This window comes from uncultured Treponema sp., from assembly GCF_945873775.1.
Classification (GTDB): domain Bacteria; phylum Spirochaetota; class Spirochaetia; order Treponematales; family Treponemataceae; genus Treponema_D.
The window spans coordinates 24,957-48,795 of record NZ_CAMCEC010000011.1 but is presented as its reverse complement, the minus strand read 5'-3'; the positions used below and the strand labels follow the sequence as shown (position 1 = coordinate 48,795).

At 41.0% G+C, this 23,839-nt stretch carries 18 protein-coding genes; 13 read left to right on the top strand and 5 right to left on the bottom strand.

Annotated elements, in window-relative coordinates:
- Positions 1–58 precede the first annotated feature (58 nt).
- Positions 59–1,657, top strand: coding sequence for a xylulokinase (locus Q0N70_RS07180; protein WP_294015347.1), 1,599 nt, complete (start codon positions 59–61; stop codon positions 1,655–1,657).
- Between the two features lie 160 nt (positions 1,658–1,817).
- Positions 1,818–2,534, top strand: a complete 717-nt coding sequence (gene araD / locus Q0N70_RS07175) for an L-ribulose-5-phosphate 4-epimerase AraD (RefSeq protein WP_273355458.1) — start codon at positions 1,818–1,820, stop codon at positions 2,532–2,534.
- A 90-nt stretch (positions 2,535–2,624) separates the two neighbouring features.
- On the opposite strand, the gene Q0N70_RS07170 is transcribed toward araD, so the two are convergent.
- Positions 2,625–4,133 (bottom strand): L-fucose/L-arabinose isomerase family protein, encoded by a 1,509-nt coding sequence (locus Q0N70_RS07170; protein WP_013702464.1) that lies wholly within the window; start codon positions 4,131–4,133, stop codon positions 2,625–2,627.
- A gap of 351 nt (positions 4,134–4,484) precedes the next feature.
- On the opposite strand from Q0N70_RS07170, the gene Q0N70_RS07165 reads away from it, so the two are divergent.
- Positions 4,485–5,489 (top strand): hypothetical protein, encoded by a 1,005-nt coding sequence (locus Q0N70_RS07165; RefSeq protein ID WP_294015343.1) that lies wholly within the window; start codon positions 4,485–4,487, stop codon positions 5,487–5,489.
- 255 nt (positions 5,490–5,744) lie between these two features.
- Here Q0N70_RS07165 and Q0N70_RS07160 read toward each other — a convergent pair whose 3' ends face one another.
- The gene (locus Q0N70_RS07160; RefSeq protein WP_294015340.1) at positions 5,745–8,591 is read right to left on the bottom strand and encodes a CHASE2 domain-containing protein; all 2,847 of its coding nucleotides are present in this window, start codon (positions 8,589–8,591) and stop codon (positions 5,745–5,747) included.
- A gap of 72 nt (positions 8,592–8,663) precedes the next feature.
- Here Q0N70_RS07160 and Q0N70_RS07155 point away from each other — a divergent pair, with 72 nt between their 5' ends.
- The 7 genes from Q0N70_RS07155 (at position 8,664) to Q0N70_RS07125 (ending at position 16,276) form a co-directional block, all read left to right on the top strand.
- Complete coding sequence (locus tag Q0N70_RS07155) at positions 8,664–9,134, top strand: hypothetical protein (RefSeq protein WP_294015338.1); 471 nt, start codon at positions 8,664–8,666, stop codon at positions 9,132–9,134.
- 1 nt (position 9,135) lies between these two features.
- The gene (locus tag Q0N70_RS07150; RefSeq protein ID WP_294015336.1) at positions 9,136–10,332 is read left to right on the top strand and encodes a hypothetical protein; all 1,197 of its coding nucleotides are present in this window, start codon (positions 9,136–9,138) and stop codon (positions 10,330–10,332) included.
- 24 nt (positions 10,333–10,356) lie between these two features.
- Positions 10,357–11,235, top strand: coding sequence for a FecR family protein (locus Q0N70_RS07145; protein WP_294015334.1), 879 nt, complete (start codon positions 10,357–10,359; stop codon positions 11,233–11,235).
- A 102-nt stretch (positions 11,236–11,337) separates the two neighbouring features.
- Complete coding sequence (locus tag Q0N70_RS07140; RefSeq protein ID WP_294015333.1) at positions 11,338–12,108, top strand: hypothetical protein; 771 nt, start codon at positions 11,338–11,340, stop codon at positions 12,106–12,108.
- 1 nt (position 12,109) lies between these two features.
- Entirely contained in the window at positions 12,110–12,784 is a 675-nt protein-coding gene (locus Q0N70_RS07135; protein ID WP_294015332.1) for a YfcE family phosphodiesterase, read from the top strand.
- A gap of 2 nt (positions 12,785–12,786) precedes the next feature.
- Positions 12,787–14,904, top strand: coding sequence for an energy-coupling factor transporter ATPase (locus Q0N70_RS07130; RefSeq protein WP_294015329.1), 2,118 nt, complete (start codon positions 12,787–12,789; stop codon positions 14,902–14,904).
- A 16-nt stretch (positions 14,905–14,920) separates the two neighbouring features.
- A complete protein-coding gene (locus tag Q0N70_RS07125) occupies positions 14,921–16,276 on the top strand; it encodes an SLC13 family permease (RefSeq protein ID WP_294015327.1) in 1,356 nt (451 codons plus the stop codon).
- A gap of 3 nt (positions 16,277–16,279) precedes the next feature.
- On the opposite strand, the gene Q0N70_RS07120 is transcribed toward Q0N70_RS07125, so the two are convergent.
- The 3 genes from Q0N70_RS07120 to Q0N70_RS07110 form a co-directional block, all read right to left on the bottom strand.
- On the bottom strand, positions 16,280–16,681 hold the full coding sequence (locus Q0N70_RS07120) for a hypothetical protein (protein WP_013702454.1): 402 nt from the start codon (positions 16,679–16,681) through the stop codon (positions 16,280–16,282).
- Positions 16,682–16,781: 100 nt separating this feature from the next.
- Positions 16,782–18,095, bottom strand: a complete 1,314-nt coding sequence (locus Q0N70_RS07115) for a hypothetical protein (protein ID WP_294015324.1) — start codon at positions 18,093–18,095, stop codon at positions 16,782–16,784.
- The gene (locus Q0N70_RS07110) at positions 18,031–19,323 is read right to left on the bottom strand and encodes an aminotransferase class I/II-fold pyridoxal phosphate-dependent enzyme (protein ID WP_294015322.1); all 1,293 of its coding nucleotides are present in this window, start codon (positions 19,321–19,323) and stop codon (positions 18,031–18,033) included. Before Q0N70_RS07110 ends, Q0N70_RS07115 begins: the two co-directional genes overlap by 65 nt.
- Positions 19,324–19,522: 199 nt before the next feature.
- Here Q0N70_RS07110 and eno point away from each other — a divergent pair, with 199 nt between their 5' ends.
- The 3 genes from eno to mmsA all read left to right on the top strand — a co-directional run bounded on the left by eno (position 19,523) and on the right by mmsA (position 23,833).
- Positions 19,523–20,812, top strand: coding sequence for a phosphopyruvate hydratase (eno, locus tag Q0N70_RS07105; protein WP_288756842.1), 1,290 nt, complete (start codon positions 19,523–19,525; stop codon positions 20,810–20,812).
- Between the two features lie 342 nt (positions 20,813–21,154).
- Entirely contained in the window at positions 21,155–22,219 is a 1,065-nt protein-coding gene (gene chvE / locus Q0N70_RS07100; protein ID WP_273352073.1) for a multiple monosaccharide ABC transporter substrate-binding protein, read from the top strand.
- 81 nt (positions 22,220–22,300) lie between these two features.
- On the top strand, positions 22,301–23,833 hold the full coding sequence (gene mmsA / locus Q0N70_RS07095; RefSeq protein WP_013702449.1) for a multiple monosaccharide ABC transporter ATP-binding protein: 1,533 nt from the start codon (positions 22,301–22,303) through the stop codon (positions 23,831–23,833).
- Positions 23,834–23,839: the final 6 nt, after the last annotated feature.

Sequence of the window (23,839 nt, the reverse complement as noted above, 5' to 3'; positions counted from 1 at the left end):
GGAAAACCGCCACTTGTTTTTTTCGCAATGTCAGTTACTATAAAATCAGAGGTAAAACATGACGAAGGAAAATATTGCCAGAGAAATTGAAGAAGGTCAGGCTGTCCTTGGAATCGAATTCGGTTCAACGCGCATAAAGGCGGTCCTTATTGATTCTGAGAAAAATCCCGTGGCGCAGGGCGGATTTACTTGGGAAAATTCACTTCTGGACGGAATCTGGACTTACAGTCTGGATGAAATTCACGGCGGAATCGTTGCGGCATATTCTGAGCTTAAAAAAGATGTTCTTGAAAAATACGGCGTAAAGCTTTCAAATCTGAAGGCTTTAGGGATCAGCGCGATGATGCACGGCTATCTTGCGTTCGACAAGGAAAACAATCTTCTTGTGCCGTTCAGGACATGGCGGAACACGATTACAGGCGAGGCTTCAAAAAAACTCACGGAACTTTTCAATTATCCTTGCCCGGAGCGGTGGAGCATTTCGCATTATTATCAGGCGATTCTGAATAACGAAGCCCATGTTCCGCAGGTGGATTTTTTTACGACTCTCGCAGGCTACGCGCACTTTATGCTCACAGGAAAAAAAGTTCTCGGCGTGGGAGACGCAAGCGGAATGTTCCCGATTGACGCTGAGACAGGCGACTACGACAAATCCATGGTTGAAAAATTCGACTCGCTGACGGCAGGAAAGGGAAGCGCGAAAAAACTTCTTGAGCTTCTGCCAAAGGCGATTCCGGCCGGAACAGATGCCGGAAAACTCACTAAGGAAGGCGCGCTGTGGCTTGACCCGACAGGCGAGCTTGCGGAAGGAATTCTGTGCGCTCCTCCGGAAGGGGACGCTGGAACAGGAATGGTCGCAACGAATGCTGTCGCTCCGAGAACAGGAAATATTTCCGCGGGAACTTCCGTGTTCGCGATGGTCGTCCTTGAGAAGGCGCTTTCAAAGGCTTATCCTGGAGTAATCGACATTGTTACAACTCCGGACGGAAAACCAACCGCGATGGTTCACGTGAACACCTGCACTGCCGAATACAACAAGTGGGTAGATTTAATCGGCGAGGCGGCAAAGCTTCTGGGAGCGGAATTCAATGCCGGAAAACTTTACGACACGATTCTCGGCTGCGCGAAGGACGGCGAAAAGGACTGCGGCGGAATTTTCACGGTCAACTACATTTCGGGCGAAGGCGTTACTGATTTTTGCGAGGGGCGGCCGATGGTCGTGCGCTCACAGGACTCAAAGCTGAATCTTGCGAATTTCATGCGGAGCCAGCTTTATTCGGCGGTCGGAACGCTCAGGCTCGGAATGGACGTTCTTTTTGCCGAAAACGTGAAGATTGACTCGATGACAGGACACGGCGGATATTTCAAGACGGAAGGCGTGGGACTTGAGATAATGGCGGCGGCAATGCACACTCCGATCAGCGCGATGTCAACCGCAGGCGAGGGCGGTCCCTGGGGAATGGCGCTTCTTGCCTCGTACACGGCGGACTCAAAGGGAAAAAGTCTCGGCGACTGGCTTGAAACCGAAGTCTTTGCAGGCGCGCAGAAGAAAACCGTAAAACCGGACGCGGCTGATGTCGCGGGCTTTGACAGATGGCTCGAAGGCTACAAGTCCGCGCTAAAAGCCGAACGCACCGCAGTCGAAAACGTGAAATAATCTGCTGAAAAAGATTGCCGGGTCTTTGCCCGCCAATGACAAAATGGTTTGATGTAAAACACGGCAACTGTCATTCCCGCACTTGATGCGGGAATCTATCATAAATAGTCATTTCCGTGCCGAGCATGGCAATGACACAAAACAAATGGAGGAAAAATTCATGGGGAAATATACAGAATTGCAGAGAGAGGCTTACGAGGCGAATATGCAGATTCCAGCGCAGCATCTTGCGCTCTACACTTGGGGAAACGTCAGCGCGTTCGACAAGGCGGCCGGCGTGTTCGCAATCAAGCCTTCGGGAGTTCCTTACCCGGAACTTACGCCCGAAAGCATGGTGATTGTTGACCTTGAAGGAAATGTTGTTGAGGGAAAACTAAGACCTTCAAGCGACACTCCGACGCACGCTGTTATTTACAGGGAATTCGCGGTTTCGGACGGAGCGAAAATCGGCGGAATAATCCACACTCATTCAACTTACGCGGTGAGCTGGGCTCAGGCTGTAAAGGCAGTTCCACTGTTCGGAACAACCCACGCAGACCACATCCAGACGGAAGTTCCCTGCACGCCGTATCTTAGCCGCGAGGCAGTCCAGAACGACTACGAGAAGGAAACCGGAAATTTCATTGTAAGCCACTTCCGTTCTCTAAAACTGAATCCGTATGAAGTGAACATGGTTCTTGTGGGCGGACACGGACCTTTCGCCTGGGGAGCAACCGCGGACAAAGCCGTCTACAACGCCGCAGTCCTTGAGGAAGTGAGCCACATGGCCATGAACACGCTGCAGATTAACCCGTCGCAGCAGCCGCTTCCGGACTACATCATCAACAAGCACTACATGAGAAAACACGGCCCGAACGCCTACTACGGCCAGAAGTAGAAATAAGAATGCTTATATAAAACAGAAAATCCGCCTGCGCAAACACAGACGGATTTTTTTTTGTTTCCAAGCTAAATGCTAAATTGCAAATCAGTTAAACGGATTTTCCGATGGATACAAAGTTCCCTTTGGCTGATTGTATGCAACATCAGGAATTCCAAGGTACTTGAAAAGTGTGAACAATGCTTTTCCGTAGTGGCCGAAAGCAACTGCGCCGTGGTGCGGATAATTTTTCTGGATAAGAACGTGGCGGTAGAATCTTCCCATTTCTGGAATTGCAAATACACCTATTCCTCCGAACGAACGGGTTGCAACTGGAAGAATTTCACCGTGCGCAATGTAAGCCTGAAGCTTTGTATCTGGAGTTGACTGCAATCTAAAGAATGTGATTGGGCCTGGCATTATGTCGCCTTCCAAAGTTCCGCGTGTAAAGTCTGGCGTTGAATCCTTTGGCTCAAGAAGTCTGTGCTGAATCAACTGATACTTGACTCCAGGATTGCAAGCCTTGTTCATGCAGCAGAAAGGTGTGTTTCCGCAGTGGAACGCCATGAACGTATCGTTAAGAACATAAGGATAAGAGAATTTACCCTTGATGCTTTCATCGTACATATCCTGCGGAACAGAATTGTTGATGTCAAGAAGTGTAACAGGAGCACCGGAAATGCAAGTTCCAATATATTCAGAAAGCGCGCCGAAAATATCAACTTCGCAGGCAACAGGAATTCCGCGGGAAGCAAGCCGGCTGTTCACATAGCAAGGCTCAAATCCGAATTCCTTAGGAAATGCCGGCCAGCATTTGTCTGCGAGAACTGCATATTTTTTGCAGCCTTTGTTTGCTTCAATCCAGTCAAGAAGTGTAAGTTCAAACTGCGCCATGCGTGGAAGAAGATCCGGGAAGTTGTTTCCGCCAGAACCAAGCTCTTTTTCCATGTCAGCGACAACTTCTGGAATTCTTTTGTCGTCTTTGTGGGCGCGGTATGCAACAAGAAGGTCAAGTTCCGAATTTTCCTGAATTTCAACTCCAATGTCATAAAGTCCCTTGATTGGCGCGTTGCAAGCAAAAAAGTCCTGCGGGCGAGGTCCGAATGTGATAAGCTTGAGATTTTTAAGACCGATAATTGCGCGTGCAACAGGAATAAATTCTTCAATCATCTTTACAATGTCATCTGCTGTTCCAACTGGATATTCTGGGATTATGGCAGGAATTTTGCGCAAGTTCAAATTGTATGAGCAGTTCAGCATTCCGCAGTAAGCGTCTCCGCGTCCGTTTATAAGATCATTCTGAGTTTCTTCAGCGGCGGCGACAAACATGCAAGGACCGTCAAATTTCTGCGCAATTTGAGTTTCTGGAGTTTCTGGTCCAAAGTTTCCGAGGAAAACAACAAGCGCATTGCAGCCGGCCTGTTTTACTTCTTCAACCGCCTTCAGCATATCGCATTCATTTTCTACAGTTGTCTTTGCTTCATAAAGGCTTCCTTTTGAGCTGAATGCCTTTACGATTGCCGCTCTTCTTTTTTCAGAAAGTGAAATTACAAAGCAGTCTCGGCTTACTGCGATTATTCCGAGCTTGACTTCCGGTATGTTTGAAAACTTTTCCATTAAAAAGCCTCCTTGAATTGGTTTGTGTGTTTTTTAGATTTGCATTTTCTGCGGAATCTTAAAAATCAGTTTAAGTTCACAAATGGCAGATGTCAAGTTTTTTTCTTGCAAGGAAAAGCCGTGTGCATTGGAAAAAATGAAAAGTTGAGCAACAGTTGCGCATAAAAGTGTCATCTTCGGAGGCTTAACAGTTCTGTCATCGTCCGGCTTAGTCGGATAATCTTTTGAAAAGTTCATCTGCAAAAAAAATCATAAGAATTCCTCAAAGTACTTGACAAATCCCGGGGGGGGGTACAATAAGCGTTGCTGAATTTTTTTCAGCGAAATCTATTTATTTTAAGGAGTGAACTTATGAGAAAGTTTGCTAAAATTTCAGCTGTATTGGCAGCTATGGTCCTTGCGCTTGCATTTGCAGGTTGCAATTCTAGCAGTGATGGCGATGATGACGCTAAGCCTATTCAGGCAATTGTAATCAACGGAGATGTTGTTACATTGTATGACGATGGCACTGTTATAATAAAAGCATCTGATGGAACAGTTTCTAACGGAACGTATACAAAGGCAGATGGAAAAATTGTTATTAAAGACAGCAAAGGAAATACAACAGAAGCAAAGTCAACCTCAGATGGAAAAGTTGATACTTCCGAGCCTGTAACAGTAAAAGACAAAGACGGAAATGAAACTAAAACTGAAGTAAACGAAACAGTTCCAGAAACTAATGAAGACAAAGGAACTTCTTCTACAAAAAATATTCTTGCAGGAAAAAATTATTATTCAATTGACTTTGAAAAAAAGGAATATACCTCAATAGAAATTAACAAAGTAAAAATCCGGGTTAGTATGCTTGCTTTTGATTCTAATGGACAAAAAGTGAAATTTAGTGGGCTTAAGTATGACCTCAAAAATGGAACTGTTAACAACGACAATATTATTGAGTCTGATGAATTTGATTATTCAGTTTCTGGTTCAACTTTGACAATAAAAGCGCTTGGCGATGATGAAGACTTGGTTGCTGCAATTAATTCTGACGGAAGCATAAAAGATAATGAAGGCTCTGTAATGAAAGAGTTTAAAGGAAATCTTTATGCCGTTGCAGAAGCTGAAGTAGATGAAAAAAGACTGTTAGCAAAGGCCCATATAGTAATTGTCAATGGCTCTGTTTGCACTTATGAAAATCGTATATTTAAAAGCAATGTTAATCCTCAAGATGATACTGAGGTTGTAAATGGCACAGTTTCAGGAAATAAATTGACATTGGGTGAAGGTGACAAAACGATGACTTGTTCATTATCTGATGAAAGTATTATTTTTATAGATTCAGAAGATGGCAGCAAGCAAATCTTAAAAAGAATGTAGTTTTAATTAAATAACCTTAATTTCGAGTTTTATAATTTAATGTCATTATCGGGCTTGACCCGATAATCTATTGAAAATTTCCAACAGATTCTCGTGCTACGACACTGCGATGTTTACGCAGTAAACTTGGTCAGGAATCTGAAATAGATACTCCGGTCAAGCCGGAGTATGACATAGGGGGGTTCACCCGAAAATGACAAGTCATTTTTCTATCATTCTCGCGCTTGATGCGAGAATCAATTTTATACTTTTACCTTATTTTTCTTTCATTGTGAAAACGCCATCCCATTTTTCGCCAGAACCGTATTTTAAGAAGTAGCTGCACCTTTTCATAAATACATCGGACGACATATCCTGCGGAAAGCATTCCTTTGCATTTTTAAAGAACTGGTACGCTTTCTTGAAATCCTCTGGATCTTTTGGAGTGTCAGGAAAATCATTTCCCTTTAAATACCATTTGATTCCTTCGTTGAAAATTTCCGCAGCTTCAATTTGCTTTGCCGGAAGTTCATCTTTAAGTCCTAAAATGCAGTGAATCTGTACAGGATTTTCAATGTTCACAACACGAACAAAGTCGAATTTCCGCGCGACTAAAAGACCTTTGTTTTCTCCATTGTCGGCGGCATTCCAAGTGCTGTCCGAGCACATTATCCAGGAATTGTAAACTTTGTTTGTTCCTTCAAGACGGGATGCAAGGTTTACGTTGTTTCCCATGACTGTATAGTTGAGCTTCTTTTTTGTGCCCATGTTTCCAACGACCATGTTTCCAGTATTTATTCCTACGCGGGAATTCAAATAGAACGGCTCTCCTGTACGCGGATTTATCGGAAGTTTTTCTTTGTTTTCCTCGTTGTATTTTGCTTCCGCCTGAAGCATTCTTATTCCTGCAAGGCACGCATGGAACGCATTTTCTTTGTCATCAACCGGCGCGCCAAAAAACGAAACAATTTCATCTCCTACATATTTATCGATTGTTCCGTGGCAGTCCATTATCGCATCGCTCAAAGCTCCAAGGTATCCGTTCAAAATTGAAACAAGCCGTTCAGCGCCTTTGCTTTCGCCTTCCGCATTGTTTACAGCTTCTGTAAATCCGGAGAATGTCTTTACGTCTGAAAAAAGCGCGGTTATGTTTTTGCTGTTTCCGCCGAGTTTTGCAGTTTCCGGGTTCTTGATGATTTCGTCTACAACGGCAGGAGCAACATAAGCGCTGAATGTTGACTGGAGGAATTTTTTGTCCGAGTTTATCGCATGGAAATTTACAATGATTCCCGAAAAGTAATTCAGGAACGAAAATGCAAAAAGAACTACGAACGGAACGTAAATGTTGAACTGCGTCATCAAAATGAAAAAAAGCGCAAGCGGAACAATTACGTATAAAAATCTTGAAACGTTCTTCTTTCCTGTGCTGAATTTTGCCGTTATGCGCATTGCAAGCAAAATGAAAACTATGCAGAATGCAAGTCCCCAAAGCGGATCTGCTTCACGTATAAATTTTTTCTGAAGGATTGTGTTTATAACATTCGCGTGAAGTCCAAGGTTTGCGTATTGTTTTGAAAATGGCGTTACTCCCAAATCAGTGCTGGAAGTCGCCGAGTTTCCGATTATGCAGAACGAGCCTTCCATGCTGCCTTTTAGCGTTTCAAAGTCGCGAAGATAAAATTCAATGCTTTTTGAAAGTTCCGCAAGCTCTGGAATCTGCTCAAATCCCGGAACTGTAACAAATGAATCAGAAAATTCCTTCAGATTTTTAAAGAATTCTGTTCTGGCTGAAAAATATTTTTCGTAGTCTTCTTCAGAAAGTCCGCCTCTTATTGCTTTTCCTTCCTCGTCAAATCCGCGGCATTTTAATAGAAGACGTTTTTTTGAATTTGAAAGTTTTTCGTATTCATCTTCAAAATACATGGAATTTAAAATGTATTCCGCATCTTCTTCTGAAATCGACGACAAATCCGCGTTTTTTATATTTGCAAGATTTTCTATTATAAGTTTTTCCGCAAGATCAAGATTGTAAAGCAAATAAGCCGGAACGTGCCTAAAGCTGTCCACGTAACTTTCGTGAAGCCAGTTTATCAGCATTCGTCCATGCTTATCCAGCGGAATTGTGATGCTGTATCTTGAATCCGAATTCGGATTTTTCAATCCTTGCAGAATTATTGAATTTGAAGTTCTTTCCATAGATTGAACATCCAAAAGCTTCATAAGCGGTGCAAAAGAAAGCTGCCCGACATATTTTCCGTTCTGAAAATTCAAAAGCTCAATTCTGCGCCTGATTCCGTCTTTGTCTACGATAACATTTGTAAATCCAAGTCCTTGCGCGCGTGAAAGAATTTTGTGAAGCGCCGGCGTAAAACCAAGCTCCTGGCTTGCTTCTTCTTTTACTGAATAAATGTTTCCTTTTTGAATAAGATTTTTTTCGTCCGTTACATTGTTAAAAAGAAATCTTGTTCTGGCGTAATTTTCTTCTGATTCATCGCTTTTTTGCGCAATATGCCTCATGTTTACAGTCAGCGAAGTGTTTCCAAAAAACTGAACGCATCTTGCAAAAAAATCATCGTAGTCAAGCTCAAACCCGGATGTGATTTCCTTTTGCATTTCGTAAAGAATTCCGTCTATTTCATTTGAAATAAGATTTTCGGCGTGTTCCTGCGCATTTTTCGCGTTTACCGTTCCGCCTTCAATTCCGTTTGCAAATTCTGAAATTGAACTTGAAATTGCCTGTTCGCCGTCTATAAAAGTCTTGTTTACTGTGTCGCTTAAATTTTCGTTTACGCCTTTTGAAGAAGGTGAAATATATTCAATATCGAATACAGCCTGTTTTGCGCCGAATTCTTTCATGCGGATTAAGGCGTTTCCCAAAATATCACGAGTCCAAGGCCAAGAGCCAACGCGTCCAAGTGATTCATCGTCAACATCGACAATTACAATATTAGGATGCGCCTCGATTTCTTTTGTTATTTTTAGCATTGAATCATAAAGCCTGTAGTCGAGCTTTTGAAAAAGGCTTGTCTGAATTGCCATTACGCTCAAAAGCGCAAAAACTGCCATAATAATCAGTTCTATCTTAGTTTTAAAAAATTCTTTGAATTTATTTTTCATTACCATGACAAAAACTATATCATATAGTATAATTTCTTGTAAATGAACATTTGCGAACATTATTTTTAGAGGAGTGGTATGAAACTTTTTACTTCGATTTTTCTGTTTGCTCTCATTTCTGTTTCGGCTGTTTTTTCTCAGTCTGCGGAAATTGTGGAGAAAACTGTATCTACTGAAAAGCTCACTTACGGAACTGCCGCGTATTTTACAGCAGTCGCAATGGGCTATATTTCAGATGATGATTCAGAAGAAGATGCTGTCGATGCTTGGAAAAAAATAGGAGAACAGTATTCTAAACCAGCCATAGAAGCAGATATTTCCGCAGATGATTTTATCAACTTTGAAAATCTTGCCTGGCTGTGCTATTTTACTTGGGATATTCCAGATAGCCTTATGATGAAGCTTTTTCCAAGCCCGCGCTATGCCTTTAAGCAGCTTCGCAATGGAGGCGTAATTTCGTATTCTTTTGATCCTAAGCGCATTCCCACTGGCAGGGAATTTCTTAATGTTGTTACAGACTGCATTGATTTTTATGAGGTGAGAAACTAGCATGAATGTAAAAAAATATTTTGCCGTTATTTTATTTTCAGTTTTCTCGGTGTTTGCTTTTTCTGCTGAACTTTCTTTCTTTTTGGGCGATAACACAGACTTGAAATTTGACAGCGAAGAATACAGCGACCCTACATTGAAGCAGAGCGAGGCTTTTTCTGCGCTTGCAAAAATTCCTTTCAATAAAAAAGGCACAACATTTCTTTCTTTGGAAGCCAGCCTTAGTCATAGCTATGAAAAAATTTTTGGCGACAATTCTAATAGCGAAAATAATTTTATTGCAGATTTAAATATTTTGAAGTTTTCTTCCATTATAGAGTGTTCTGCTGGAAAATTCTTCTTGGATGCAGGCCGCCTTTTCTTGCCGGATCTTTCGCAATCTGTTTTTGCCCAATCGCTTGACGGAGCTTCTGCGCAGTTTTCCGCTTCCTGGCTTGATGTTTCTGTCTTCGGCGGATACACAGGACTGTTGAATTTAAAGAACATTTCTGTTTTGAACAGCGGTGGCTATGTTTGGGAGCCAGGCGATGAAGATGAAAATGACTTTTACGATTTTTGCGCCCCTTACATAGCAGGCGGAGTAAAAATCAGCCTTCCGTATTTATTGCTAAACCAGACGATTTCTTTGGAAGGTCTCGGCTTTTGGGACACAGAAGGTCCTGCTGATTCTCCAGAAGATGAAGACAACCGTTTTTATGGAACTTTGCGCTTGGACGGACCGCTTGCTCCTATGGTTTTTTACGGCTTGAGCGGAACTGCAAGCTCTACAGATTTTTCTGATTTTGGATTTTTGGGAAGAGCCAACATTTCTTTGTTCCCGGATTTTAAGTCTTCTTCTGTTACTATTTCTGCTTCTTATGCTTCTGGAGACAGAGGTCCTTTTGTTCCATTTATTGGATTTACACAGGTTACAGCCTGTCTTTCGGCTGATGAACCGATTTATTCAGGAATTTCAAAAGCTGGATTGTTTGCATCTATAGTTCCAATTGACAGGCTTTATTGTGCTGTTGGCGGAGATGCTGTTTTCCTTGACAGGGATGATAATGCTTTTGATTATTATGGTTTCCAAGTTTATGGAAATGCAAAATATTACTTGTTCTCTGATCTTGCTTTGACGCTTTTTGCAAGCCATTTTGCAGGAGATTCAAGCGATTCCAGCAGAACAGAAATTGCGCTTAATGCGGTTATTTCGTTTTAGCCGTAAAATTTTAGGAGGTGTTGTATGAAATTGAGTTTTAAGTTTTTGCCGTTGCTTGCTTTTGCCGTTTTTGCGGGCTTTTCAGCTTCTGCTTTGGAAGCTAAATTTGTAAGCATTGAAGGCAAAGTTGAAATTCTGGAAGGCGGAATGTGGATTCCTGTTGAAGAGGGCGATATTATTCAGGAAAGAGGAGTCGTTATTTCAACTGGATTTAAATCAAATGCTGTAGTTTCTGTAAAAGGAACAAATTTTACATTGGGACCGTTGACAAGAATTACAATTGAAAACATGGTCGCAATGGAAAACAAGGATTCAACTCAGATTTATATTGATTCCGGCTCGCTTAAAGCAAATGTTTCTTCTTCTGATGGAAGAAAAGTTGGATTCAAAGTTCGTTCCGCAGTTGCAACAGCTTCAGTAAGAGGAACAGAATTCAAAGTTACTTCTTCCGGACGTCTTTCTGTTACGCAGGGACTTGTAAGTTTTGGCGGTCCTGAAGCTTCTTCTGCGGAAGTCGCTAAATCCGAGGATAATTCTACCGACGTTGCTCCATCTGAAGAAAGCAATGCAGGAACAGTTGCTTCTGCAAATGAAACTTCTGACGGAAACGTTGCTGCCGAAGAACATCCAGAATCAACTCCGTTTACTTCCAGCGCGGAAGTTGGAGAAAAAAATGGAGTTCCTGTTTTTGCAGGTCAGAACAGCAAGTCTGATGTTACAGCAAACAGACCTTCAAATCCTCATGCGGAAAAAGTTGCGGCTGTTTCTGGAAAAGGGTTTGACAATGAATCTATGGGAATGAACTTAATAAATACAACAAGTGTTGAACCTGGAGCTGGTTCTAAATCTGGCTCTAAAAAAGGTAGTGGCTCAGTTGCTGTTAAAATTGAATGGGGTGACTGATTTATTGCTGAAAAACTTGTGATTTTGTAAAGTAACCCAAAATGCGCCCCGTTGTTATTTTTGCAGCGGGGTTCGTTTGTTTTATAAAATGGATTTTAAAAAATGAAATTAAAAAAGAAAATTGCATTAATGGGAAAACTGCTTTTTTTGACTTTTGCAATTATTTTTTCAGGCTGCAAAGAAAAAAATGTTCCCAGCATAAAAGTTGCTTCAGACGACTCTATTGAAATTCAGCCGCGCGAAAGTTCCTCTGAATTAAAAGAGAATTCTTGGACAGACGAAAATGGAATTGTCTGCGTGCTTATTGGATATGGTTTTAATGACAACGATTTTGTAAAAAAAGCGATAAATTCCTTGGAGAAAAAATTTGGACTTGCTGAAAATGGCGGACTTGTTCTTCCGCTAGTTTTTCCAGATGATTTGCATGGCAGAATTTCCAGTTTGCGTGATGTTATTGAAAAAAACAATGTGCATGGAATTGTTCTTCTTGGCGCGCCGGAAAACACACATTCTCCGCTTGCAAGGATAAAAGAAGAATGGAATGGGAATCCGCCGTTCAATGTTTTTTCAATTTTTCCGCAGGATGATGTTTTAGGGCAGGAATTTACTTGCAACTTTGTGATTGACCACGAATATACGGCTGGAATTCAGTTTGGCGATACAGAAAATAAAAATGAAGACGATGAAACTTTGGCGCTTTTGATTTCGTCAGTTGAATATGCGGCGGAACTTCCGTTTGTTCTTCCGCAAGACAGCGAGCTTTATTATCATGTTCAGGCTGTTGCAGGAAAAAGAAAGGTTGCCCGCTATGTTGATAGCGAAACTGGAATTCAGTCAAGAAATCATTTTATAATTTTAAATTCGGCGGAATAAATTGAACACACTTTTACAAGATGAATCTTTGCTTATCGGCAGCCGTGAAGAAATACAAAAACTCGCAACAAAAGATTCTGCTCGGATTCTTGTGGTTTCAGATTCTCATGGCGCGTATTCTAATCTTTTGCTGATTTTGCGTCAGTTTGGAGTTATAAGCGATGCCCTTGTTTTTTGCGGCGACGGAATTTGCGACATTTCAAAGCTGATTTCAAATTCTGTTGATGAAGATGAAATTAAAGCTATTGTTCCGCCAGTAATTGGAATTGTCGAAGGAAACAACGACGCAGATCTTTATCCTGTTAGAAATGTTCTTTCTGACGAGCCTTATTATGTTCAGCTGAAAGTTCCACTTTTCAATGTGCTTGAAGCATGCGGGCAGCGAATTTTTTTTACGCATGGACACAGAAATTCTCTTTACCTTGGAACTGGTGAAATTGTTTCTGCGGCAAAGAAAAACAACTGCAAAATTGCGCTTTACGGCCACACTCACATTGCGGCGGAAAATCTTGGCGAAGTTTTTACTATAAATCCTGGAAGCTGTTTTAGACCTCGCGGCGGACAAAAACCTTCATTTGCGATGTTAAATTTAACAAAAAACATCGGATTTGAATGTATTTTTTATGAACTTTCGATTTCTGGAAGCAAACCGTTTTTTCCAGCTAGGAATATTTGAAAATGCCGTTGCTTGAGCTAAAAAATGTTTACTATGAATATCCTCGTTCAAATAAAATTGCGCTTAACAATATAAATTTTTCTGTGAGCCAAGGCGAATATATTGTGGTTCTTGGGCTCAACGGTTCTGGGAAAAGCACGCTTGCCCGGCTTATTGCAGGATTTTTTGAACCTTCAAAAGGTGAAGTCATAAAGCAGGATGGAATTCTTCCCGGCATTGTTTTTCAGCAACCAAAAGAGCAGATTGTTGCCGGAATTGTTGAGCGCGACACGGCTTTTGGTCCGCAAAATCTTAGCATGACAGATGCTGAAATTGAACTGCGCACAATCGAATGTCTTTCCGTTGTTTCTCTTGTGGACAAAGCGTTGTGCAAAACTTTTGAGCTTTCTTTGGGGCAGACTCAGCGTCTTGCTTTCAGCGGAATCCTTGCGCTTTTCCCGGATTTGCTGATTCTTGACGAAGCCACGGCTATGCTTGATCCGGATTCAAAAAATCAGCTTGTGGAATTTGTGGATGCTTGGAATAAAAAAGGGCACACGGTTATTTCTGTTACGCACGATTTGGATGAAGCTTTAGCTGCAAAAAGAATCATCGTGATGGAGCAGGGGCAGATAATTTTTGACGGCTCTCCAAATGAATTTAAAGAAAACAAGAATATTTTTGAAGCGATTTTTGGAATTGACGGCGAATACACTTCGTTTAAAAATTTAAATCCAGCAAAGAATAAATTTGCAGAAATAGCTTTAAAGGTTCAAGGACTTTCATTTTCCTATGGAAATTTTCCAGTTTTTAAAGACATTTCTTTTGAGCTGAAAAAAGGAACTCTTGTTGCCTTGACAGGTCCGAGCGGCTGCGGAAAATCAACGTTGTTTGAATGCCTTGCAGGACTTAAAAAAAATCAGAGCGGAAAAATTTATGCTTTGAGCCGCCCTGTGCTTGGCTTGCAAGAAAGCGAGGCTGCGTTGTTCGAGCCGTATTCCGCAGATGATGTTGCGTTTGGTCCTAAAAATAAAAATATAAAAGGCAGGGAACTTTTTGAGCGCGTAAAAAAATCCATGGAACTTGCGGGACTTGATTACAAAAAATACGGAAATCTTCCGGTTGTTTCTCTTAGCGGCGGTGAAAAACGGAAACTTTCTGTTGCGGGGCTTATTGCGCTTGGTAGCGACATTTTGATTTTTGACGAGCCTACAGCTGGCTTAGATCCTGTTTCAAGAAAAAATCTCCTTGCATCTTTTAGAAAGCTTGCTGAAAGCGGAAAAACTGTTTTGTTTAGCACGCATAGATTTCAGGAAACCGAAGCTGCGGACTTTAGGCTTTGCTGGGAAGATTTGATTTCCAAGCGTGAAGAAAATTCATATTCAGTTCCGGGCAATTTAAAGGAAATGAATTTAATTGAAAACGCTTCGCTGCTTGAAAAAGTTTCTAAAGCGACTTCAGTTTTTTCTGCGCCTGAAAAAATTCCAGCTTCGTTTATAAATTCACTTTCTGCAGGCAAGAAAACATTTTTATTTTTAGTTTTGTTTTTTGCTTCAATTTTGTTTCCGTTTCCAGCTTGCATTGCAATGATTTTTGCAAACATTTTGTATTCCGTTCTTGCAAAATCGCCGCTAAAAAATGCCTTTAAAATAATTGCAAAACTTGTTCCTTGGATTGTGATTTTTTCTTTGCTTGGAATTATTCTTTTTCCTGTTTATGAAGGAGACAAAATTCTTTTCAGCTGGAAAATGATTTTTGTTACTCAGCGGAAACTCTTGCTTTTTGCAGCTTCCTTTGTTCATTCGGTCTGCGCTATTTTTGCGATTGGAACTTATATTTTTACTGCGGATGAACGGCAGGTTATGGACGGAATTTCCGCTATTTTAAAGCCTCTGAATTTCTTTAAATTTCCTGTTCGCTGTGTTGTCCTGATAGTTGGAATTATTTTTAGGTTTATACCGTTGCTTTTAGATGAATTTTCGGGCATTATAAAAACACAGATTATCCGCGGAACATTTGGAAACGCAAAGGGAATAAAAAAAATAAAATCGATAATTCCTGTTTTTGTGCCGCTTGTTCTTCAGACAATCCGAAAAGCACGCTGCCTTGCGGATGCTCTTACCGCAAGATATTTTAAATAGTTTATTTGGAGAAAATATGCTTAATATGAAAACTTTAGTCGCAATTATTGCGGTTTTGATGTATGTGCTTGTGATTTTATTCCAGAACAAAAAAGTTTTGTTTACAACTGGAGCTGCGTTTCTTGTTATTATTGTTGCGAGTTTTTTTCCGGGGCAGATTTTTCCGCTTCCGCAGGATGTAGTTGCTCTTGAAGGCCAGTTTCCGCAGAGAATATACGCGCTTTATCATTCTGTATTTGAAATCATAAACTGGAATGTTATTATGATTTATCTTGGCAGCATGATTATTGCTTCTCTTTTTATTTATTCAAAAGTTCCTGTGAAAATCGCTGACAAAATTGTGAACAGCAGCCGGAACACTTGCATTGCGATGGTTGCGATTCTTGCGATGACGGGAATAATTTCGATTTTTGTGGAAAATGTTGCTACAGTTCTTGTAATGGCTCCGATTGGACTTGCGCTTTGCTCAAAGCTGAAAATTAATCCTACTTTTTTTATGATGGGACTTGCCGTTATGAGCAACCTTGAAGGAACTGCGACTTTGGTTGGAGATCCGCCTTCAATGATTTTTGCAAGCTACGCCGGATACAATTTTAACGACTTCTTTTTTTATATGGGAAAACCTTCAATTTTCTTTATAATTCAAGCTGGAATGCTTGCCGGATGTGTTTTCTTTTATTTCTTCTTTGCGAAAAATAGAAAAAATAAAGTTCAGGTTGAAAGCGAAAAAGTCATTTCCTGGGTTCCTTTTGTTTGCCTTTTGCTTATGATTTTTGGACTTGCTGGAGTTTCTTTTGTGAATACCAGGTTTGAGTATTTGAGCGGAACTTTGGTAATGTCGATTGGAATTTTGTGCCTGCTTTGGTTCAAGTTGTTTCAGAAAAAAACAAGCGCCGAAACTGCAAAAGTTGTAAAGGAACTTGACTGGGAAACAATTTTTTTCTTGCTTGGAATTTTTGTTGTAATAGGCGCAATAAAAGAAACCGGACTTTTGAACGACCTTGCGGATTTGCTTGTGAATGTTACTGGCGGTTCTGAAGTTGCTGGCTTTTTTATAATACTTTTGATTTCTGTTATTGTAAGCGGATTTGTTGACAATGTTCCTTATATAATTGCGATGCTTCCTGTTGCGGGCGGAATGGCGGCTCAAATTGGAATAAACCCGGAGCTTTTTATGTTTGCGCTTTTGGTCGGAAGCTGCCTAGGCGGAAACCTTACGCCTTTTGGTGCGAGCGCGAATATTGTTGCAATGGGAATTTTAAAGAAAGAAAATTATCCTATGAAATTTTCTGGCTGGCTTAAAATCGGAGTTCCATTCACGCTTATTACAACAGCCGCCGCATCTGCTTTGCTTTGGTTTATCTGGGCGTAATTTTTACGCTGAAACAGAAACGACTGCGCCTGCTTCTGGCATTAAGCCTGCAAGTCCGTAAGCTGCCTGTCCTTGCGCGCTGCTAGCTGCAATTGCAGTTTTTATTTGCTGCTGGTAGCTTTTTATAAGTTCATCTTTCTGTTCTTCAGAAAGTCCAGTGGCTTCTTCTTCTGAAAGGGCTGGCTTTTGCTTCATGGAAACAAGCTGGGAAATCAATGTGTTTAAAATGCGCAGACGGTTTATTGGAACTCCGCGCTGTCCGTGTTCGGTTGCAGTTCCATGCACGTAATCAAATTGAGAATATATTACTGCGCTAGGCTTTACTGGAACACAGAGCGAGCCTGAAGAAGTAGAGAAAAGAGTTCTGTAAGATGCCGCGTTTAGGCTGATTCCGTTTGAATACATAAGTCTACCCTCAGTTTTTAGTGCAATAATTTTCTTTGCACTATCTTATGTATCGGAATTTAAAATAAAAAGTTTAGCTGGCTTTTTTGACTTCAAACTATTAGTAGAACTGCTTTGTCCATTCCGCGATTCTTTCTTCAAGCGACTGAACTGCGCCTGAATTTTCAGTTTTTGTGCTGTCTTTCAAATACGGAATTATTACATTTTCTTTTAAGCTGTTCCATCTGTACGGAAGAATATTCGGCAATGTTATAAATTGTTCCGGCGGCATATTTCCCAAAAGATGTCTGTAGAAAGCCGGATAAAATTTTTCATTTACTTCGCGCAATGTAGAAAATCCGCCTGCAATTCCAAAGTTTACAGTGTCCAGCTTCATGCTTTCTGTGCGTTCAATTAAAAGCTGCTGAGTTTCAATTTTCATAAACCAGGAAATAAATTCTTCGGCTTGCGCTGAATGCTCGGATTTTTTGTAAAGTCCGATACTAAGAATGTTGTCTTCAACTGGAATTTTATTATCTTGTTCAATCCATCTAAATGAAAGATCTGTAATCTGCGCATCTGTGAGCGTAAAAAGCTTGTCGCTGGTTGTGTGCGAAAAAAGACATCGTGTTGTGGCAACTTGCTTGTAGCCCGGCATATAAAGGTAGCGGAACTGAAAATTTTGTTCTGCGGAAGTGCTGGAATTTCGTGCGATTGTCCACTGGCGCATTTCGGAAATTGAAGTTTCCATCGCTTTTTCATTCCATATAAAACTTGTTCCTTTTTCATGGTAGGCGGCACCGTAAAGTTTTGTTACAAGATACATAAAATCTGTGTCCCAGGAAGGCGCGTATCCCATCGCAGTGTATGTGCCGTTTTTATTTTTTTTGTTGAATGCCGCTGAAAATGTTCTTATCTGCTCAAGATTTAAAAAATGCTCGGACTCTACAAAACTTTCATTTTTTTTGTTGAAAATCATTGCAGGCAAATTAAAGCTTATAGGAATAAGATATTGCTTGTCGTTTATTTGTCCGTATTCAAGAATCTGCTTGTAGAACAAAGTGCGGTTCAGGCTTTTTTCTTGAAAAAGATAATCCAGCGGCTGAAAATATTTTCGTGTTGCGGAATTCTTGAGCCAAGAGCCTACGACCAAATCCGGGGTAAGCTCGTCTTTTGCTGGCGGAAGTGAGCGCGCCGCTTCCTCTTTGTAGACTGCAAATGCGCTTATGTTTTCGTGCGTGGCATTAAAAAGCTCAACATAAGAAACAATTTCCGCATTGTCTGTCCAAATAATCAAAGGCTTGCTTCCAGAATTTTTACAGGAGGCAAGCAAAAGAGAAATCAGCGCGGCTATAACTGCAAGAAATTTTTTATTTTCCAAGTTCATCCGCAACGTCGTAAATCGCCTGATAAACAATGTTGATTTTTTCTTCATCAAGGCTTGAGAATGCAACTCTTAAAGTTTTTGCGTCTATGGAAATTGTTCCGATTCCACGGTCATTTAAAAGCTTCTGCCTTAATTTTTCAGCGTCAATGCTCATTGTGTCAAAAGACATAAAGTAGCCTGAATTGAATGGCAGCGGCTTTATAAATTTGCTTTCGTGTGTGGAAACAAATTCGCGTACAAGTTTATAACGGCGTTCAAGAATTTTGCGGAATTCAGCTTTTTCTTCTTCAAGTTTTCCGTCTGATGCGGCTTTTAAAATCAGCGACTGAGACGGAGTTGCCGCGCATGAAACTGACGAGCGGATTGCAGCCATAAGTTTTTTTACAAGAGCTTCGTATTGCGCGTCAGAAAGTCCTTTGCAGCCAAAAGTTATAAATCCAGTTCTAAATCCCCAGGCAAAGTCTTCTTTTGTAGGTCCGTCGATTTTTGCGGCAAGAACATTTTCGTGCAGGTCGCAAAGATATGCAAAGAGCGACTGTTTTTCAATGTTGTCTTCGTAGTTCAGTCCGAAATATGCGTCATCGCACCAAACCATTACTTTTGCGCCTTTTTCTGCGATTTCCTTTACAATTGAAACAAGCTGTTTTGCTTCGTCGGATGTCGGGCTGTAGCCTGAAGGGTTCTGCGGAAAATTCAAAAGAATGCGGACAGAGCCAGATTCAGCCTGTTTTTGCATAGTTTCTTTCAATTCTTCAATGTTGAATTTTCCATCCTTGAACATTTTAAACTGAACGAATTTTGCGTTGCGTCTTGCTTCGGCTATAAGAACGTAATTGTCCCAAGATGGATCTGCTGCAACAAGCGGCTTTGTTTCGTCAAGAAAAAGGTCGGCAAGATAAGAAATGCCTGCTGTAAGTCCCGGAACAACAACCGGCAACGAAAATTTTTTATCTTTTAAAAGCGGATTTTTGCGGATAATTGATTCTTTCCACATTGCACGCAAATCTGGATTTCCTGCTGTCGGCGCGTATCCTACAAGTTCAGAGGAAGTTAAGTCCGGCACGTATTTTTTTATAGAAGGAAGCATAATCGACTTGCCTTCAACAACTGTGGTTCCGATTGTTCCGTTTGCAGTTTTTCCAAGTTTTTTGGCTTCTGCGCTTTGTGCGATTATTCCCTTTGGAAAGTAAAGTCTTGTTCCAACATCAGAAAGCAGCTCGCCTGGCGTTGTGCCTTTGAGCGCGTCATTTAATTCTTGTGCTAATGGATTTATCATGATTGCAAATTATAGCTTTTTTGCCTGTTTGTTTCAATAATTTGTGGATTCCTTAATAAGTCGGAAAATGACAAGTGTCGTGGCACAGAAATAAAGTTTCTGAAAAAATTTTTGAATTTAACTTGAAAAATTCACTGGATTTTATTATATTTAAATTGATTAGCAGTAGCTAACTATATTTTTATCCCAGGGGGAAATTATGGGCGGTTGTAAAATTCAGAAAATTGTCGGACGTGAAATTCTTGATTCTCGCGGAAATCCTACGGTAGAAGTTGACGTTACTTTGGAAAGCGGCGCGTTTGGCAGAGCATCAGTTCCTTCTGGAGCTTCTACTGGCGAAAATGAAGCGCTTGAACTTCGCGACGGAGACAAAAAACGCTACTTGGGAAAAGGTGTTCTCAAGGCAGTTGAAAATGTTAACAAAGTAATTGCTCCGGCTCTTATTGGAATGTGCGGACTTGAGCAGCGCGCAATCGACAAAAAAATGATTGAACTTGACGGAACAAAAACAAAATCCAAGCTTGGCGCAAATGCAATTCTTGGTGTTTCACTTGCAGTGGCAAAAGCGGCCGCTGATTATCTTGAAATTCCTCTTTACCGTTACATTGGCGGAACAAACACTTACACATTGCCAGTTCCAATGATGAACATTATAAATGCCGGCCAGCATTCAGACGCTCCTATTGCATTCCAGGAATTTATGATTCGCCCGGTTGGAGCTTCTTCATTTAAGGAAGGAATCCGCATGGGAACAGAAGTTTTCCATAGCTTGAAGGCTGTTTTAAAGGCGCGCGGACTTTCAACTGCTGTAGGCGATGAAGGCGGTTTTGCTCCTAAGCTTGACGGAACAGAAGATGCTCTTGATACAATCGTAAAGGCGATAAAAGAAGCAGGATACGAGCCTGGAAAAGATGTGAAAATCGCAATGGACTGCGCTTCCTCTGAATTCTATGAGAATGGAATTTACGATTATACTTGGAAAGAAGGCGCGGACGGAAAAAAACTTACTTCCGCACAGCAGGCAGATTATCTTGCAGACCTTATTTCAAAATACCCGATTGATTCAATTGAAGACGGAATGGCGGAAAGCGACTGGGAAGGCTGGAAACTTCTTACTGACAAAATCGGCTCAAAATGCCAGCTAGTTGGCGATGACCTTTTTGTTACAAATGTTGAATATCTTAAGAAAGGAATCGAGCTTGGATGCGCAAATTCAATTCTTATAAAAGTAAACCAGATTGGCTCTCTTACAGAAACACTTGATGCGATTGAAATGGCTCACCGCCACGGATATACAAGCGTAACTTCTCACCGTTCCGGCGAAACAGAAGATTCAACAATTGCCGACATTGCGGTTGCAACAAATTCAGGACAGATTAAAACAGGTTCTGCATCTCGTTCAGACCGCATGGCAAAGTACAATCAGCTTTTGCGCATAGAAGAAGAGCTTGGAGACTTGGCTGTTTACGGCTATAAGAGAGTGAAATAGCTGTTTTTAATTTTTATACAATAGGGTTCAACCTCGGGACCTTTGTAGAATATGCTCCGGGAAAAGGAATGTAAGCCTCCTTGCCCGGAGTTTTTTTTCGGGGAATATTTTACGTTCTTGCCGTTCTGTATTTTTCTTACAACAAAAAAATCCTAATGTTCTTCTTTCGTTTTTTATAGATTTATTCAAAAAATCACATAAATTAACAAAATAATCAAGAAAATTGGGAATTCAGAAAACGTTTCATATTGTATACTTTAATCAATCTAGAACGTAACGGAACATTTTTGGAGTTCTGTTAACTAAAAAAATAAGATATGCATTTTTAAGGAGGTTTATCTTATGAAAAAAATTATCGCTGTTCTTTTGGCTTGCGCGCTCGTGCTTCCATGTTTCGCAGCAAAAAAGAAAGGAACAAAAGTAGGTGTTTCTATGCCTACAAAAGACTTGCAGAGATGGAACCAGGACGGAGCAAACATGAAGGCTCAGCTGGAAAAAGCAGGATATGTTGTTGACTTGCAGTATGCTAACAACGACATTGCAACTCAGGTTTCCCAGATTGAAAACATGATTACTGGAAAATGCAACGTTCTTGTTGTTGCTTCTATTGATGGTTCAGCTCTTAAAAACGCGCTTGACGGTGCAAAGAAAAAGAGAATTCCGGTTATTGCTTATGACCGCTTGATTATGAACACAAATTCAGTTTCTTACTATGCAACATTCGACAACTACAAAGTAGGAACAATTCAGGGTGAATATCTTGTTGACAAGCTGAATCTTAAGAACCGCACAAAATCTGACCCTGCTTACATTGAATTCTTCACAGGATCTCCAGATGACAACAATATCAACTTCTTCTTCGGCGGAGCTATGGACACACTCAAGCCTTACCTTGACAGCGGAGTTCTCGTTTGCCGTTCAGGACAGACTTCAAAAGCACAGTGCGCAACTTTGAACTGGTCTACAGAAGAAGGACAGAAACGCATGGAAAACCTTATTACTTCAAATGGATATGGTCCACGCGGAACAAAGCTTGACGCTGTTTATTCTTCAAATGACTCTGTTGCAATGGGAATCACAAACGCTCTTGTTGCAGCTGGCTACACAAAGGCAAACTTCCCGATTGTTACTGGACAGGACTGCGACATTGGTTCTGTAAAGAACATGCTCAAGGGAACTCAGGCAATGTCTGTTTTCAAGGACACACGCACTTTGGCAGAAAAAGTTGTTGGAATGGTTGACGCACTTCTTCAGGGAACAAAACCAGAAATCAACGACACAAAGACTTATGACAATGGAAAAGGAATTGTTCCTTCATACCTTTGTGATCCAGTTTATGCTGATGTTTCAAACTACAAGGCTCTCCTTGTTGATTCTGGATATTACACAGAAGCTCAGCTTAAATAGTAAAAACTAAAATGGTCAAGGCGGGGTCAAAAGCCCCGTCTTTTTTAGAAGTTTATAATCGGCTTAAAATAGGAGATTCCAATGGCAAAGGCATTATTGGAAATGCGGAATATTACAAAAGAGTTTCCTGGCGTCAAAGCTCTGAACAACGTTACGCTTTCTGTGGAAGAAGGCGAGATTCATGCTCTCTGCGGCGAAAACGGAGCTGGAAAGTCTACTCTTATGAATGTTTTAAGCGGCATTTACGGATACGGCTCTTATTCCGGCGATATTATCTATGACGGCAAACTCTGCAAATTCCAGACAATAAAAGACAGTGAATCGCTGGGCATTGTAATTATTCATCAGGAGCTGGCTCTTGTTCCTCTTCTGACGATTGCGGAAAATATGTTCCTTGGAAATGAGCGCGGCTCAAAATTCAAGGTTGACTGGGCAGAAACATTCGATAAGGCTGATTCCCTTCTTGCGGAAGTTGGTCTTAAAGAATCATCACATACACTTATAAAGGACATTGGCGTTGGCAAGCAGCAGCTTGTAGAAATTGCCAAGGCGCTTGGAAAAAAAGTTCGGCTTTTGATTTTGGACGAGCCAACCGCTTCCTTGAATGAAAATGAATCCAAGCATCTTTTGGATTTGCTCCTTGAATTCAAAAAACAGGGAATGACTTCAATTATTATTTCCCACAAGCTGAATGAAATTTCTTATGTTGCTGACAAAATTACAGTTATCCGAGATGGCGCTGTAATAAAAACGCTCGACAAGAGCAAAGACGATTTTTCAGAGAATACAATTATTGCGGCGATGGTTGGCCGTGATATTACAGATAGATTTCCTAAGCGCGCTTCAAAAGTCGGAGATGTCTGCTTTGAAGTCAAGAACTGGTGCGTTGACCATCCTGTTTTCGACGGAATCAAGGTTTGCGACAACGTGAATTTCAATTTGCGTAAAGGCGAAGTTCTTGGAATTTCGGGGCTTATGGGAGCCGGCCGCACAGAACTTGCAATGAGCATTTTTGGACATTCCTATGGCGCGAATATTTCCGGACAGATTTTTCTTAACGGAAAAGAAATTGAGCTTCCGAATGTAAAGTCAGCAATCAGCCACAAGATTGCCTATGTTACAGAAGACCGCAAAGGCAACGGGCTTATTCTTTCACAAACAATCACGCAGAACACAGTTTCAGCAAGGCCGGAAAAAGTTTCTAAGCACGGAATCTACAACTTTGACGAATGCAGGCGCGTTGCCCAGGATTCATCAAAAGAAATGAGGACAAAATGCGCAACTGTAGACGAAGCTGTAGGAAATCTTTCAGGCGGGAACATGCAGAAAGTTCTTCTTGGAAAATGGCTTTTTGCGGATCCGGATATTCTGATTCTTGACGAGCCGACACGCGGAATTGATGTTGGCGCAAAGTACGAGATTTACTGCATTATAAACCGCATGGTTGCAGAAGGAAAATCTGTAATTCTGATTTCTTCTGAGATGCCGGAAGTGCTTGGAATGAGCGACCGTATTTATGTTATGAATGAAGGCCGCATGATTGCAGAAATGAATGCGAAGGATGCAAGTCAGGAAAAAATCATGTCATGCATCATCAGCTCGGAAAATAAATAGCCAAAA